This window comes from Salipiger mangrovisoli (assembly GCF_015223355.1).
Classification (GTDB): domain Bacteria; phylum Pseudomonadota; class Alphaproteobacteria; order Rhodobacterales; family Rhodobacteraceae; genus Salipiger; species Salipiger mangrovisoli.
In genome coordinates this window covers 1-15,869 of sequence record NZ_JADFFK010000029.1, presented here as the reverse complement: position 1 = coordinate 15,869, position 15,869 = coordinate 1, and the positions used below count along the sequence as shown (strand labels likewise).

General features: G+C 67.9%; 13 protein-coding genes. 12 read left to right on the top strand and 1 reads right to left on the bottom strand.

What is annotated here, in order from left to right; all coding sequences use genetic code 11:
• The first annotated feature begins 3 nt into the window (after window positions 1-3).
• From IQ782_RS25735 to IQ782_RS25710, 6 genes are all read left to right on the top strand, one after another.
• On the top strand, window positions 4-1,992 hold the full coding sequence (locus IQ782_RS25735) for a hydantoinase B/oxoprolinase family protein (protein ID WP_194137541.1): 1,989 nt from the start codon (window positions 4-6) through the stop codon (window positions 1,990-1,992).
• Window positions 1,989-2,312 (top strand): (2Fe-2S)-binding protein, encoded by a 324-nt coding sequence (locus IQ782_RS25730; RefSeq protein ID WP_194137540.1) that lies wholly within the window; start codon window positions 1,989-1,991, stop codon window positions 2,310-2,312. The genes IQ782_RS25735 and IQ782_RS25730 overlap by 4 nt, the downstream gene beginning before the upstream one ends.
• Entirely contained in the window at window positions 2,309-3,679 is a 1,371-nt protein-coding gene (locus IQ782_RS25725; protein ID WP_194137539.1) for an NAD(P)/FAD-dependent oxidoreductase, read from the top strand. The genes IQ782_RS25730 and IQ782_RS25725 overlap by 4 nt, the downstream gene beginning before the upstream one ends.
• A 108-nt stretch (window positions 3,680-3,787) precedes the next feature.
• Window positions 3,788-5,239, top strand: a complete 1,452-nt coding sequence (locus tag IQ782_RS25720) for an aldehyde dehydrogenase family protein (RefSeq protein WP_194137538.1) — start codon at window positions 3,788-3,790, stop codon at window positions 5,237-5,239.
• A 15-nt stretch (window positions 5,240-5,254) separates the two neighbouring features.
• Window positions 5,255-6,298 (top strand): tartrate dehydrogenase, encoded by a 1,044-nt coding sequence (locus IQ782_RS25715; protein WP_194137537.1) that lies wholly within the window; start codon window positions 5,255-5,257, stop codon window positions 6,296-6,298.
• A 3-nt stretch (window positions 6,299-6,301) separates the two neighbouring features.
• Window positions 6,302-7,774: an NAD-dependent succinate-semialdehyde dehydrogenase gene (locus tag IQ782_RS25710; protein WP_194137536.1), complete on the top strand. Its 1,473-nt coding sequence runs from the start codon at window positions 6,302-6,304 to the stop codon at window positions 7,772-7,774.
• A gap of 375 nt (window positions 7,775-8,149) precedes the next feature.
• Here the strand turns inward: IQ782_RS25710 and IQ782_RS25705 are convergent, their stop codons facing one another.
• Entirely contained in the window at window positions 8,150-9,178 is a 1,029-nt protein-coding gene (locus IQ782_RS25705) for a LacI family DNA-binding transcriptional regulator (RefSeq protein WP_194137535.1), read from the bottom strand.
• A 346-nt stretch (window positions 9,179-9,524) separates the two neighbouring features.
• Here IQ782_RS25705 and IQ782_RS25700 point away from each other — a divergent pair, with 346 nt between their 5' ends.
• From IQ782_RS25700 to IQ782_RS25675, 6 genes are all read left to right on the top strand, one after another.
• A complete protein-coding gene (locus IQ782_RS25700; protein WP_194137534.1) occupies window positions 9,525-10,493 on the top strand; it encodes a substrate-binding domain-containing protein in 969 nt (322 codons plus the stop codon).
• 106 nt (window positions 10,494-10,599) lie between these two features.
• Window positions 10,600-11,655, top strand: coding sequence for an ABC transporter permease (locus IQ782_RS25695; RefSeq protein ID WP_240989578.1), 1,056 nt, complete (start codon window positions 10,600-10,602; stop codon window positions 11,653-11,655).
• Window positions 11,656-11,658: 3 nt separating this feature from the next.
• Window positions 11,659-12,474, top strand: a complete 816-nt coding sequence (locus tag IQ782_RS25690; RefSeq protein WP_194137533.1) for an ATP-binding cassette domain-containing protein — start codon at window positions 11,659-11,661, stop codon at window positions 12,472-12,474.
• Window positions 12,475-12,586: 112 nt separating this feature from the next.
• Window positions 12,587-13,591: a Gfo/Idh/MocA family oxidoreductase gene (locus tag IQ782_RS25685; RefSeq protein WP_194137532.1), complete on the top strand. Its 1,005-nt coding sequence runs from the start codon at window positions 12,587-12,589 to the stop codon at window positions 13,589-13,591.
• Window positions 13,588-14,547, top strand: a complete 960-nt coding sequence (locus IQ782_RS25680) for a sugar phosphate isomerase/epimerase family protein (RefSeq protein WP_194137531.1) — start codon at window positions 13,588-13,590, stop codon at window positions 14,545-14,547. The genes IQ782_RS25685 and IQ782_RS25680 overlap by 4 nt, the downstream gene beginning before the upstream one ends.
• 57 nt (window positions 14,548-14,604) lie before the next feature.
• The gene (locus IQ782_RS25675) at window positions 14,605-15,639 is read left to right on the top strand and encodes a Gfo/Idh/MocA family protein (RefSeq protein WP_194137530.1); all 1,035 of its coding nucleotides are present in this window, start codon (window positions 14,605-14,607) and stop codon (window positions 15,637-15,639) included.
• Window positions 15,640-15,869 lie beyond the last annotated feature (230 nt).

Below are 15,869 nucleotides of genomic sequence, written 5' to 3'. Positions count from 1 at the left end.
CCCATGTTCGACAAGATGACCCTCCAGGTGCTCGCCAACCATGCCCGCGCCGCGGCCGAGAACATGGCCCATACGCTGCACCGCACCGCGCATTCCGCCTTCGTCAAGGAGACGCAGGACTTCACCGTCATGCTGATGGACCGCGCGGGCGATACCTTTGCCGTGCCGATGGAGCTGGGCGCGACCTGGTATCCGGGGCTGACCTACGGCCGCGCCATCGACATGGTGGAGGAAGAGTATCGGCCCGGCGACGTCGCCTTCACCAACGATCCCTATTCCGGCCACGTGGCGACCCACGCCCCCGACACCCACCTGTGGAAGCCGGTCTTCGCCGACGGCGAGATCGTCGCCTGGACCGGCGGGCACATCCACAACACCGACATGGGCGGCGCGGTGCCTGCCTCGCTGTCGCGCTCGCTGACCGAGATCCACCAGGAAGGCCTGCGCTTCCCGCCGATGAAACTGGTGCGTGAGGGGGTCTTCGACGAGCAGATCTTGAAGATCATGTCGACCAACGTGCGCAAGCCCGCGCTCAACATCGGCGATATCAAGGCGCTGGTCGGTGCGCTCGGCACCGGCGAGCGCAAGGTGCATGCGATGATCGAGCGTTTCGGCAAGCAGGGCTTCGTGCAGGGCGTCGCGGCGCTGTTGGATCAGGCCGAGGCGCAGGCGCGCTCGGTGCTGGCTGAAATCCCGGACGGCCAGTACGTCTTTGCCGATTACGCCGACGAGGACAGCGACGAGGCCAACCCCTGCCGTCTCAAGCTGACGCTGACCATCCGCGGCGAGGAGGCGGTGCTCGACTTCACCGGCTCCGATCCGCAGCTGGCCTCCTCGCTCAACGTGCCCTCGGGCGGCGATCCGCGGCACACGATGCTGCTCGTGGGCGTCTACTACGTGCTCTACACGCTGAACCCGCGCATCCTGCTGAACACCGGGCTGACGCGCCCCTTCACCTGCATCACTCCCGAGGGCACGGTGCTCAACCCGGTGTCGCCTGCGGCGGTGGGGATGCGCTCGCTGACCTGCGCGCGGCTGCGCTCGGTGATCTTCGGGGCCTTTGCTCAGGCGATCCCGGAGCGGATGCCCGCGGCACCTGCCGGCAACAACTGCATCGTCAACGTGATGACCCGCGACGAGCGCAGCCGGAAGACGGTGATCGCGGCGGTGAACCCGGTGGTCGGCGGCGGCGGCGGCATGCCGCATCGCGACGGCACCAACGGCTCTGGCGCGGATGCGGCCTATCTCAAGAACACCCCGATCGAGATCACCGAGACCGAGGTGCCGGTGGAATTCGTCAAATACGGGCTGGCGCGCGACACCGGCGGCGCCGGGCGCTGGCGCGGCGGGCTGGCGACCGAGATGGCCTTCCGCGTCTTCACTCCCGATAGCCGCATCACCGCGCGCAACCGCGACCGTTCGTTCTTCCGTCCGTGGGGCACGGGCGGTGGCCGGGCGGCGGGGCTCGCCGATATGGTGGTGAATCCCGGCACCCCCGATGAGCGGCGCATGGGCTCGAAGGACACCGCGATCCTGCAGCCGGGCGATGTGCTCGAGGTCCGCTCGGCGGGTGGCGGTGGGCGCGGCAACCCGGCGGAACGGGAACCCTGGCGTGTCGCCCGCGACGTGGCGCGGGGCTATGTCTCGGCCGAAGCCGCCGCGCGCGACTACGGCGTCATCCTGAAGGAAGGTGAGGTCGACGAAGAGGCGACGGAAGCTGCACGCGCTGCGATGCCGGCGCCTTCCGAGAGCTTCTTCCACTTTGGCCCCGAACGCGAGGGATACGAGGCGCGCTGGACCGCGGAGGCCTACGACCGGCTGACCGAAATCCTCGCTGCGCTGCCGATCCACTGGCGCTTCTTCACCAAGACCGAGATCTTCCGCCGGATCGAGGGCAGCGGCGCGGAGGCCGTGGAGGCGGCCTTCGAAGCCACCTGCGCGCGGTTCCCCGAATTGCCGCGCCCGGCGACCTACGCCGAGGCGGCGGAATGAGCGGCGGGCGGCTCGTCCGGCTGGCCGAGACCGCCCGCGCGACGGTCCGCTTCGACTTCGATGGCGAGGCGCTGACCGGGCTCGAGGGCGACACGGTGCTGACCGCGATCCTGCTGTCGCGCCGCGCGCTCCGCCAGGCCGAGTTCGGCCCCGAGGCGCGGGCGGGCTTCTGCCTGATGGGGGCCTGCCAGGATTGCTGGATATGGCGGGAGGAAGGGCCGCGCCTGCGCGCCTGCTCGACCCCGTTGCGCGAGGGGATGCGGCTGCGCAGCGCTCCGGGCGCGGCGCACTGGCCGGGCGGAACAGGGGGCACCGCATGACACGCGTGCTGATCGTCGGCGCCGGACCTGCTGGGATCCGCGCGGCCGAGGCCCTTGTGGAGGCGGGGCTGCATCCGGTGGTGGTGGACGAGGCCGCCCGTGCCGGGGGGCAGATCTACCGCCGCCCGCCCGAAGGCTTCACGCGCCCGCCGGATAAGCTCTACGGATCCGAGGCCGCGAAGGCGGTCGCGCTGCATGCCACCTTCGACCGGCTGGTGGCCGGGGGCAAGGTGACCTACCTGCCGCAACGCTCGGTGATGGCGCTTCGCGCTGGCGTGGCGCATGTGCTGGGCGAGGCGCGGCAGGAGGTTCCCTACGACCGGCTGATCCTCGCCACCGGCGCCACCGACCGGCTCGCCCCGGTGCCGGGCTGGCAGGCGGGCGGCGTCTACTCCCTGGGCGCGGCGCAGATCGCGCTCAAGGCGCAGGGCGTCGCGCTTGGCCGGAGCATCGTGCTGGCCGGCTCGGGGCCACTGCTGACCCTGCTCGCGGCGCAGCTTCTGGAAGCCGGGGCGGAAGTGGCGGCGGTGCTCGACACCGCGCCGATGCGAGCGCAGCTGCAGGGCGGACTGCGCATGGTGATGGCCCGCCCTCTGGTCACGCTGCGCGGCCTGCGGCTGCGCGCAGCGCTTGGCCGGCGTTACCATGCCGGCGTCTCTCTCACGCGGATCGAGACCGGCGAGGCCGGTCCGACGGCGGTGCACTGGCAGGATGCGCGCGGCAGCGCGCGCGAGACGTCCTGCGACATGGTGGGCCTTGGCTGGCACTTGCGCGCCGATGGTACGCTCGCGGATCTCGCCGGGGCCGCTTTCGACTGGAATTCCGCGTTCGCGCAATGGCTGCCCCGGGCCGATCCGCTGGGCCGCGCTGGCACGGGGCTCTATCTTGCCGGTGACGGGGTGCGCATCCTCGGGGCGGATGGGGCCGAGCTCGCCGGCCGCGCCGCCGCCATCGCCTGCCTTCAGGACCTCGGTCTGCCGCACCCCGACTCTGCCTCGATCCTGCGCCGACTGAAACGAATGCAGCGGTTTGCCGATGGGGTGGCGCAGGCCTTTCCCTGGCCCGCCGAGATGATCCGGACCCTGCCAGACACCACCACCGTCTGCCGTTGCGAGGGCATCTCGGCGGGCGACCTGCGAGCCACGCTCCCGCTTTCGGGGCCCGAGGCGAACCGGGCGAAGTCGCTCGCGCGGGTCGGCATGGGGCGTTGCCAGGGCCGCTATTGCCAGTTGTCGGGGGCAGAGATCATCGCAGCGGCGGCGGGCTTGGCACCGCGGGATGTGGGCCGCCTGCGCGCCCAACCCCCGGCCCGGCCCGCACCGATCGGTGCATGGCTCAAGGCAGAAGGGACGCGCGAGGCAGAATAATCTGCCAGCGGGACGCATCCCGCAGAGAATTCTGCCGCAGCCCTGCTTTCGGCAGCTTCCGCCGGGCGCGGGCGCGCAGATTGCGGGCAAGGAACGACAGGAGACGCCATGCCCGGCTTCGACATCCCGCTGCCCTGCGGACATTTCATCGCGGGTCGCTACGTGCCCGGTGACGCTGCCATCGAGGTGATCTCTCCCTCGACCGGCCAGCGCATCGGGGGGATCCCGTGCGCCGATGCCGCGCTGGTGGGCGAGGCGGTCGAGGCCGCGCGTGCGGCCCGCGCCGCGTCGAACTGGGGCGGCATCGCACCGCGCGAACGGCTGAAAGCGCTGCACGCCTGGGCGGACCTGATCGAAGCGGAGGCCGACACGCTGGCCTATCTCGAGGCGGTCTGTTCCTCGCGCCCGCTGGCACAGGCACGGGTCGGCGACGTCCTGGTCACCGCCGAGCAGATCCGCTTCTTCGCCGAATTCGCCGACAAGGAAGGCGGCGCGCTTGTGCCGACCTCGGACAGCGCCTTCGGCTTCATCGCCGACGAGCCCTACGGCGTTGTCGGTGCGATCACCCCGTGGAACTTCCCGATCTCCATGGCGGGCTGGAAGCTCGGTCCGGCGCTTGCGGCGGGCAATGCGGTGGTGCTGAAACCCTCAGAGATGACCCCCTACAGCGCTCTCTACCTAGCCGAGCTCTCGGTGCGGGCCGGTATCCCGGCCGGGCTGATCAACGTGGTGCTGGGCGACGGGCCGGTCACCGGCACCGCGATCACCGGCCATCCCGGCATCGACAAGGTGTCCTTCACCGGCTCGACCCGTGCCGGCGCGGCGATCATGGAGAACATCGCCCGCACCGGGATAAAGCCGATGACGCTGGAGCTGGGCGGCAAGAGCCCCATGGTGGTCTTCGCCGACGCCGATCTCGATCTGGCGGCGGACTGCCTCGAGCGGGGCATCCTGCCCAACGCCGGACAGTTCTGCGTCGCGGGCTCGCGCATCCTTGTCGAGCAGGGCATCGCCGGGGCGCTGGCCGAGCGGCTGAAGGAGCGCTTCGCCCGCCATCTGCCCGCCGACACGCTGGCCCCGGAAGCCGGCTTCTCGCCGATCATCTCGGCCGGGCAGATGGCGCGGATCGACGGCATCGTGCAGGCGGCGGCAGGGCAGGGGGGCGAGATCCTCTGTGGCGGCGCGCCTTTCGCGCGCGAGGGCAGCTACTACCAGCCGACGCTGATCGCCGGGGTCACGCAGGACAACCCGGCGGTGACCGAGGAAATCTTCGGACCCGTCGCCACCTTCCAGACCTTCGACGGCGAGGAAGAGGCCATGGCGCTGGCCGCGCATCCGACTTACGGGCTGGCCGCCGGCCTCTTCACCCGCGACGTCAGCCGGGCGCTGCGCCTGTCGCGGCGGCTCGAGGCCGGGACCGTCTGGATCAACCGCTATGGCCGCTCACGCGACCACATCCTGCCGACCGGCGGCTGGAAGGCCTCGGGCCTCGGCAAGGATCTCGGCCGCGAGGCCTACCTTGCAAACCGGCGCAGCAAGTCCGTACTGATCGACCTATGAATTGGGGAGCTTTCCATGAAGACCTATAACCTTGCCCTGATCCCCGGTGACGGGATCGGCGTTGACGTGACCGATGCCGCGATGAAAGTGCTGGGCGCCGTCGCAAAGGGGCGTTTCGCCTTCGAGACCACCTCCTTCCCGTGGTCCTGCGAGTATTACCTCAAACACGGCCGGATGATGCCCGAGGACGGCATCGAGACGCTGCGCGGCTTCGACGCGATCTACCTCGGCGCCGTGGGCTGGCCTGCGACGGTGCCGGACTCGGTGTCGCTGCACGGGCTGCTGCTGCCGATCCGCAAGGCCTTCAACCAGTACGCCAACATCCGCCCGCACCGGCTGCTCGCCGGGGTCGAGGGGCCGCTGAAGGCCGAGGGCTTCGATATCCTCTGCATCCGCGAGAACACCGAGGGCGAATACTCCGGCGCCGGTGGCCGCGTGCATGAGGGCAAGGACAACGAGGTGGCGGTCGAGACCTCGGTCTTCACCCGCGCCGGGGTCGAGCGCATCCTGCGCTTCGGTTTCGAGCAGGCGCGCAGCCGCCGGGGACATCTGACCTCGGTGACGAAATCCAACGCGCAGAAATACTCGATGGTGTTCTGGGACGAGGTGACGCGCGCGCTGGCCGCCGAGTATCCCGATGTCACCGTCAGCCACATGCACATCGACGCCATGGCCGCCAAGATGGTGATGGCGCCGCAGGATCTGGACGTGGTGGTCGCCTCGAACCTCTTCGGCGACATCCTCACCGACCTCGGCGCGGCGATCCAGGGCGGGCTGGGCTTTGCCGCCTCGGCGAACATCAACCCCGACCGCTCGGCGCCCTCGATGTTCGAGCCGGTGCATGGCTCGGCACCCGATATCGCCGGCAAGAACATCGCCAACCCGATCGCCGCGATCTGGTCGGTGGCGCAGATGCTCGACCACCTCGGCGAGGCCGAGGCCTCGGCCGCGGTGCTTTCCGCCATCGAGGCGGCGACCGCCAAGGGCATCGGCATTCGCCCCGGCCTGAACACCACCGATGAAATCACCGCGGCCGTCATCGCCGCCCTGGAGGCCTGAGCCATGACCCTTCACACCGCCTTCGCCGCCGACATCCGCGAAAGCCTGAGCGATCCCGACCTCTTCCGCGAGGCGGCGCTGATCAACGGGCAGTGGATCGCCCGCGCCGACATGGAGGTTTCCAACCCCGCCACCGGCGGCGTCCTGGGCCACATGCCGGACTGCACCGCCGATGAGACCACGCAAGCGATCCTTGCCGCAGAGCAGGCGATGAAGGCCTGGAAGAAGAAGACCCACGCCGAGCGTGCCGACCTCCTGATGGGCTGGTACCAGCTTATGCTCGACCATGCCGATGACCTTGCGCTGATCCTCACCGCCGAGCAGGGCAAGCCGCTGGCGGAAGCCAAGGGCGAGATCCTCTACGGTGCCTCCTTCGTGCGCTGGTTCGCCGAAGAGGCGCGGCGGATCAACGGCCACATCATCCCCAGCCCGGTGCCGGGCAAGAAGATCTTCGCGATGAAGGAACCGGTGGGCGTCTGCGCGATCATCACGCCGTGGAACTTCCCCAACGCGATGATCACCCGCAAGGTGGCACCCGGCCTCGCGGCGGGCTGCACCATGGTCATCAAGCCCTCGGACTTCACACCCTACTCGGCGCTGGCGCTCTGCGTGCTGGCCGAGCGCGCGGGCATTCCGGCGGGCGTGCTCAACGTGCTGACCGGCCGCCCCGAGGCGATTGGCGCGACGCTCACCGCCTCGCCGGTGGTGCGCAAGCTGTCGTTCACCGGATCCACGCGGGTCGGGGCGTTGCTGGCCGAGCAATGCGCGCCGACGCTGAAGAAGATGTCGCTGGAGCTCGGCGGCAACGCGCCCTTCATCGTCTTCGACGACGCCGATCTCGAGGCGGCGGTCGAGGGCGCCATGGCCAGCAAGTTCCGCAACGGCGGGCAGACCTGCGTCTGCGCCAACCGCATCCTCGTGCAGTCCGGCATTCACGATCGTTTCGTCGCCGCGCTGGCGGCGAAGGTCGACGCGCTGAAGGTTGGTGCAGGCACCGAGGAAGGCGCCCACATCGGCCCGATGATCAACGCCGCCGCGATCGCCAAGATCACCGCCCATGTCGAAGACGCGCTGGCCAAGGGTGCAACCCGCGCCACGGCGACCCGCGATCTGCCCGCGCAATTCGCTGACCCGGTGGTGCTGACCGGTGCCACGCAGGAGATGCGCCTCGCCTCCGAGGAGACCTTCGGCCCGGTCGCGCCGATCTTCCGCTTCGAGACAGAGGAGGAGGCGCTCGCGATCGCCAACGGCACGCCCTTCGGCCTTGCGGCGTATTTCTACACCACCGACATGGCCCGCGCTTTCCGCTTCGGCGAGGCGCTGGAGGCGGGGCTGGTAGGGCTGAACACCGGCGCGGTGAGCCACGCCGAGGCGCCCTTCGGCGGGGTGAAGGCCTCGGGCCTCGGTCGCGAAGGCGCGCAGGAGGGTATCGAGGAGTACCTGGAGACCAAGGCCTTCCACTTCGGCGGACTCTGAGTGCAGGGTCCCGTAATGCAAAAAGGCCCGCGCCGTTCGGCGCGGGCCCTTGTCGTCTTCGGGATGCGCGGAACAATCGTGGTATGGTCCGCCCACTCAAGCCATCCAATCCGATCACATGGCACCGCGACAGTGTTGCCTGTCGATCCCTTGTAAGTTCCGAAACCGGCGACACCGGATGGTCACGGCGCTGACTGATGAATGAACAAAGAGTTGTCGGGACTGCGCGCCTCAGCCTCCCGCCCGGCATGGGCTGGAAAAATCCCTTTTGGGCCGTGGAGCGGACCCTGATATCGCGTTGAATTTCAATGAATAAGGCCCGGCTGGACCTCATGGCGGCTCAGTAATTGTTTGCGCGCTGGCCAGAGGCTCCCGTCAGACGTTTTCCGACGTATGAACGTCGAAGGGGATGTTGACCCTTTGCGCACCGGCATCGGGACCGAGCCGCTTGGCCTTGACCATGGTTTCGATGATCTCTCGGGCGAAGCTTTCCAGCGGATAGGAGAGGGTCATCGTGATCGTCCCGTCGATCAGGGCCGCCTTGGTGACATCGAAGAGTTCGTAGGCGACACAGACGAACTCCTTGCCGGGCTTGCGCTCGCGCAGCGCCGCCACCGCGCCGGTGATGCCGCCACCGGAGACGAAAAGCCCGCACATGTCGGGATGTTCCTGGAACAGCTTTTCGGTCATCTCACGCGCGACCGCGGCGGACTCAAACGTGGGCAGCGGCTCAAGCAGGACGAAGTCGGAATTGTGCTCGCGGAAATAGGAGCGGAAGCCACTCTCGTTGATCTCCTGGTTGCGGTAGCGGTGGTTGCCGAGAAGGATGCCGATCTTGCCCGGCTTGTGGCAGCACTTGTGGAAGGCCCAACCGGCCATCCGGCCCTTCTTCCAATTGTCATGCCCGACGTAGCCGACGTTGCCGCGGGCCGAGAGCGGGCCAATCAGGGCGGAGACCGGCACGCCCTTCTCCATCAGCGATGAGATCGCGTCCGAGACCATCGGGTGCTCTGCGGCGACCACTCCCAGGGATTCCGACGTCTGGCCGAGCGCGGTGATTCTGCTGGCCACATGGTCCGGGGAGAGGTCGTCGAGATATTCCAGATCCAGTGAGATGTTTGCGCCTGCAAAGGCCTCTGCGGCGCGCATGAGGGCGTTCCCCAATCCGCGGTAGAACACCCTGTGGCCCTGCTGCAGGAGGATCGCCAAGCGGTGGGTCTCGCGCCCCTGGAAGACCGAGTTCTCGATCGTGCCAAGCCCATAGAAACCAATGTTTTCAGCGGCGTTCAGGACGATCTCGCGGGTGGATTGGCGCACGGATTCGGCACCGCTGATCACCCGGTTCACGGTGGCCACCGAGACCCCCGCCTCCCGTGCCAGATCCTTGATCGTGGGACGTGACATGACCTGCTCCATTTGTCTCATTTTGTTTCACCATGGCATCGGCATGAGACATATTGATACGAAATGCATCTGCATCAATTGGTACGATTGATCTGATTTATGTCAATCGGCAATGTTCAGGGACCAGCGGCGACGAGCCCTGGCAGATGCGGCAGAGGAGCCGTGTCACATGGAGGAGTTCACAGGTTTTCCGCGGCCCCACGCCGCGACGCATGTGCAGGGGCCGTAAGGCTTTTGCGCACCAGCCGAGTTGTCCGCCGGGACACCGCAAGAGGAGCGCGGGACCGGAGCCACGGACGTTGACTGCCGCCACAAGGCGGTGACGTACCCCAGGGAGGAACTACGCATGCAACTGACCAAGACCCTGAAAGCGACCGTCTGCGCCGCCGTTCTCGCAGCCACCGCCATTCCGGCCTCCGCGGCGAACATCGCGGTGATCGCCGGTTCGATCGAGGACGGGTTCTTCAACCTGATCAAGAAGGGCGTGGACGACGCGACCCTGATGGTCGAGGCGAACGGCGGCTCGGTGAACTACCTGCGCACGCCCAATTACGACAACTTCGGCCCCGATCTCGTGAACCTGATCAACCAGGCCGTTGCGCAGGGCGTCGACGGCATTGCAATCCCGGTCTGGGTCCCCGAGGCGCAGGTTCCCGCGCTGCAGGCCGCGGCCGAGAAGGGCATCAAGATCATGATGTACAACTCGGGCCAGGACGTGAAGGACGACGTCCACGGCATCAACTACTTCGGCTCGGACGAGTTCGTCGCGGGCAAGGCCGGCGGCGCCTACATGGCCGAGCAGGGCGCGAAGAAGATCCTCTGCCACATTCACACCCCGGGCGCGGTCAACCACGAAAGTCGCTGCGCCGGCGTCAAGGAAGGCGGCGAGGAGGGCGGCTCGGAGGTGATCATCCTGCGCACCCCGGCCAACCTCGATGGCGACATTACCGGCACCGCGGAATCCATCAAGTCCGAGCTGGTCGCCGACCAGTCGATCGACGCGGTGATCTCGTTGGCCGCCTGGTCCGCCGATGCCGCGACCAACGCCGTCGCCCAGATCGGCGCGCAGGACCGGGTGATGGTCGGCTCTTTCGACCTCAGCGAGTCCGCGCTGGACCGGATCAAGGCCGGCACCCAGAAGATGGCGATCGACCAGCAGCCCTACCTGCAGGGCTTCCTCGCCACCTCGATGCTCGCGGCCCACATCGACTTCGGCACCGAGCTGGCCACCGACCCGGTGCTGACCGGCCCGGCCATCGTCGATGCCTCGAACATCGACACCGCGCTCGCCGGTGTCTCGAAGGGCGCCCGCTAAGTCACCGCGACCTCGGTCCCGGGCCAGAAGGCCCGGGACGTCCCGCCCGGCGCTCGCGCACCCCGAGGGTGCCCGCGGAGACCGCATCTTTGCCAGAGAGAACCGTATGACCATGGAAACCACATCACAGACATCGAAACCCGCGCGGCCCGCCGCCACGCCGTCTTTTTCCATCGGCGCCCTGTTCCGCCGTCCCGAGGTTGGCGCCTTCATGGGCATGGTACTGGTCTTCGTCTTCTTCGCGTATTTCGGGTTTGACCGGAACTTCCTGTCGCCCTTCGGCACCTCGTCCTGGGTCAACATGGCATCGACCATCGGGATCATCGCCATTCCCATCGGCTTCCTGATGATCGCCGGAGAGCTCGACATCTCGATCGGGGCCATGGTGCCCGCCGCCAAGATGTCGATGGCCGTCGCCTGCGGCTTCTACGGGCTGCCCTTCGTCGTCGGCCTGCTGATCACCTTCGGCATCGCCTTCGTGGTCGGCTGGATCAACGGCATGCTGGTGACCCGCACCAAGGTGCCCTCGCTCATCGTCACCCTCGCCACGCTCTTCTCGGTCTCCGGGCTGACGCTCTTCCTGTCGTTGCTGCTGACGGACACCACGAGCCAGGCGCTGACCTCGCCGGCCTGGGCCAAGTTCCTCTTCGGCGACTATCACTTCTGGGGCTTCCAGTCCTCGGTCTTCTGGTGGATCGCCATCGCCGCGGCGCTCTACTACCTGCTGCACCTCTCGCCCTGGGGCAACTGGATCTTCGCGCTCGGCGGCGACAAGGAAAGCGCCCGCAACGCCGGCATCCCGATCGACAAGCTGAAGATCTCGCTGTTCATCCTGACCGCCATGGCCGCTGCCCTCTCGGGTGTCTGCGAGACGGTGCTGTCGAACTCGGCCACCACCACCACCAACTTCGCGCTGATCTTCAACTGCATCATCGCGGTGGTTGTCGGGGGGGTGCTTCTGACCGGCGGCTTCGGCACCGTGGCGGGCGTCTTCTTCGGCACCGCGACCCTCGCAATCGTCCAGCAGGGCATCGGCTACACGCCCTTCGACCGCAACCTCTCGTCGCTCATCATCGGTGTCATGCTGCTTATCGCGGTCCTGATGAACGACACCTTCCGCAACATGGCGACCTCGATGTCGACCTCGAAAAAGGGGAAGTGAGCGATGACCGCACCCGTTCTTGAAATGCGCAATGTCGACAAGAGCTTCGGCCCGATCGACGTTCTTCATGAAATCAGCCTCAAGGTGCATGCGGGGGAGGTGCTCTGCCTGCTCGGCGACAACGGCGCGGGCAAGTCCACCCTGATCCGCACCCTCTCGGGCGTGCACAAGCCCACCCGCGGCGAGATGCTGATGGACGGCGAGCCGGTGACCTTCACCAACCCCAAGCAGGCGCAGCAGATGGGCATCGCCACGGTGCACCAGTTCGGCGGCACCTACCCGCTGATGTCCGTGGGCCGGAACTTCTTCGTCGGGGCCGAACCGACAAAGGGCTGGGGGCCGTTCAAGGTCTTCGACCGCCAGAAGGCCAACGCCATCGCCGTGGATGCCGTGCAGAAGTTCGGCATCACCCGGATCACCGACGGCGACCGGCTGGTCGGCGGCCTGTCGGGCGGGGAGCGCCAGTCGCTGGCCATTGCCCGGGCCGTGCACTTCGGGGCGCGCGTGCTGATCCTCGACGAGCCGACCGCCGCGCTGGGGGTCAAGCAGGCCGCCCACGTGCTGCGCATCGTGAACGAGGCCAAGCGGCGCGGCCTCGCGGTGATCTTCATCACCCACCAGGTGATGCACGCCATGGCGGTGGGCGACCATTTCGCGGTGCTGATTCGCGGCGCCATCGCGGCGGACTTCCGCAAGGGCGACAAGTCGCGCGAGGAGATCGCGGACCTCATGGCCGGCGGCGAGTCCATGGCCGACCTCGAAGCGTCGATCGAAGGCTACATGGAGACTCACGAGGGGCATCCTCCGCCCGCCCACTGAGCCTTCTGGGGATGCGGAAACTCCCGAACCGCATCCCCAATGGTGACCCGGCCCCCGTGTCAGCCGGGTCACCCCCCAGAATTCCCACCCCAAAACCCCGTGGATTGAGAAAATGACCACCCGAATTGCCATCATCGGAGCGGGCCTCATGGGCGCCGACCATGCGAGGATCGTCGCCGAGGAACTGCCCGGCGCCGCGCTGCAGGTGGTCTGCGACATGGACGCCGCGCGGGCGAAGGCGGTGGCGGACCGGCTGGGCGCGCAGGACGCGGCCAGTGATCCAGAGGGGGTTATCGCCCGGTCCGACGTGGACGCGGTGATCATCGCCAGCCCCGATTTCACCCATGCGCCGCTCTCGCTCGCCTGCATCCGGGCTGGCAAGAAGGTGCTCTGCGAAAAACCGCTCTCGCAGTCGTCGCAGGAGTGCATCACGGTGATGGAGGCCGAGCAGGCCGCCGCCGCGCGCTTCGTGCAGCTGGGCTTCATGCGGCGCTTCGATCCCTCCTACGTCGAGATGACCGCGGCGTTGGCCGCCGGCGCGCTCGGCCGCCCGCTGATGATGCACAACTTCCACCGCAACCTCGAAACGCCCGCCGCCGAGTTCACCGGCGCCATGGCGATCACCAATTCCGCGCCGCACGAGTTCGATGTGGTGCGCCGTGTGCTGGGCACCGAATACACCTCGATTTCTGCCTTCCAACCGAAGCGCTCGGACGCGCTCGTCGCCCCTGTGGTCATGGTGCTGGAAACCGAAGGCGGCCAGCTGGTGACCATCGAGATCAACAACAATGCGGCCTATGGCTATGACGTGCGCGCCGAGTTGGTGGGTGAGGCTGCCAGCATCTCGATGAACCACGTCGCCTACACGCGGCTCGACCGCACGCAGACCCAATCCACCACTTTCGAGGCCGACTGGCGCGGGCGCTACTTCGATGCCTACCGCCAGCAGAACCGCGCCTTCCTGCGCTTCGTGCAGGGCGGGGCCTTCCCCGAGCAGGGGGCCTCGGCCTGGGACGGATACGCCGCGGCCGTGGTCGCCGAGGCGGGCGTCACCGCGCTGGCATCGGGCGTGAAGACCCCCGTGGCGATGATCGACCGTCCGGAGGTCTACGCATGAAGCTGGGTTTCGTCTCCGACAGCCTCGGCGGCATAGGCTTCACCGAGATGCTCGACCACGCGCAGCGCATGGGCGTCTCGTGCATCGAGGTGACCACCGGCGGCTGGTCCACCGCGCCGCATCTTAACCTGAACGACCTGCTGGCCAGCGCCGACAAGCGTCGCGCCTATCTCAGGGAATTCGAGGCGCGCGGGCTGGAGATCATCAGCCTCAACGCCAATGGCAATCCGCTGCACCCGACCGACCCGGCGCAGGGCGACTGCCTGAAGAACACCCTGCGGCTCGCCGGTGAGCTGGGGCTGGGGACCGTCTGCACCATGTCCGGCCTGCCCGAGGGCTGCGCCGGAGACCGGATGCCGAACTGGGTTGTGTCCTCCTGGCCGCCCGAGACGCAGGCGATCCTGCGCTACCAGTGGGAAGAGCGGCTGCTGCCGTTCTGGACCGAAGTCGTCGGGCTGGCACAGGCGGCGGGCGTCAGCCGTATCGCGCTCGAGCTGCATGGCAACCAATGCGTGCACAACGTGCCCTCGCTGCTGAAGCTGCGCGGCGAGATCGGGGCGCTGGTCGGTGCCAACCTCGACCCGTCGCACCTGATCTGGATGGGCGCGGATCCGCATGTGGCGGCCGAGGCTCTGGGCGAAGCGATCTATCACGTGCACGCCAAGGACACCTTTCTGAACGCGCCGGTGCAGGCCGTGTCGGGCCTGCTCGAAACCGGCTCGCTGATGGACATCCCGGCGCGGAGCTGGAGCTACATCACGCTCGGCTTCGGCCACGGCGAGGAATGGTGGCGGCAGTTCTGCTACCGCCTGAAGATGGCCGGCTATGACGGCTGGCTGTCGATCGAACATGAGGACGTTTTGCTGGGCAGCCTGGAAGGGCTGGGGAAATCCGTCGAGCTGCTGCAGCGGGTGATGCCCCGCGCGGTCTCGGATTTCAAACCGCAGGACATCTGAGGAACGACCCGCGCGCCGCAGCAGAGGCGGGCGCGCAAGACGGAGGAGACAGGTCACATGACCCTGAGGATCGGAGTTGTCGGCTACGGAACCGGTGGGCGTCACTTCCACGCACCGTTCATCGACGCCGCGGAGGGCTGCGCGCTCGCGGGCATCGTGGCGCGGGCGCCGGGCACCGTCGCCGCCGCCAACGCGGATTGGCCCGGCCTGCCGGTCTACCCGAGCCTTGCCGCGATGATCGAGGCCGGGGTCTGCGATGCGGTGACCATCTCGACCCCGCCGCACACCCGTCGCGAGCTGGTGCTGGAGGCCATCGAGGCGGGGTTGCACGTGGTCGCCGACAAGCCCTTCGCCCCCAGCGCCGAGGCCGCGCTGGAGCTTGACGCGGCTGCGCAGGCCAAGGGCATCACGCTCGGCGTCTATCAGAACCGGCGCTACGATGCGGACCTGCAAACGCTGGCCAAGGTGCTGCGCGACGAGACCCTCGGCCCGCTATGGCGCGTGCATTCGCGGATGGATTTCGACGATCCGGCAACGCTCGAGGCTGGCCCCACCGGCGGGCTGCTGCGCGATCTCGGCAGCCATCTCGTCGACCAGATGATCTGGCTGCTCGGTCCGGTCACCGAGGTCGATGCGCAGATGGATTTCCTCGATCTGCCCGAGGGGCCGACCGACGTGGGCTTCACCATCACGCTGCGACACGAGACCGGCACCCATTCCCACATCAACGCCAGCAAATGCAACTTCCTCAACCTGCGCGAGCTGCGCGCACTCGGCGGCAAGGGCAGCTTCGTGTCGCAGAGCACCGACGTGCAGGCGCAGCAGATCTTCGCCGGCAAGCGCCCGGCGGCGGACCCCGAGAACTGGGGCTTCGAGCCCGAGAGCAATTGGGGCGTTCTGCGCACCTCGGATGGCGCGCGCCAAGTGCCCTCCGAGCAGGGCCGCTACCACGACTACTACGCAGCCTTCGCGGCCGCGGTGCGGGAGGGCTCCGCGCCCCCGGTCACCGCCAAGCAAGGCGCCCGCACCCTCGCCGTACTCGACGCGGCACGGGAAAGCGCCACCAGCGGGCGCTCCGTCTCACTCATCTAGTCACCACACGCGCCCGGCCAGGGATCAACGGAGGGCCGGCGCGACACAGGACAGACATCCAGGAAAGGCCAAGCCGTGAAAATCGCACTCGACCCCTTCATGCACCGCCATCTCAGCCTCGAAGCGCTGCCGTCCAAGGTGGCAGAGCTGGGTTACGACTGGATCGAACTCAGCCCCCGCGGGGACTTTCTCGAATGGTTCAAGGCGCCGCGCGTCTTTCCGGACCGTAT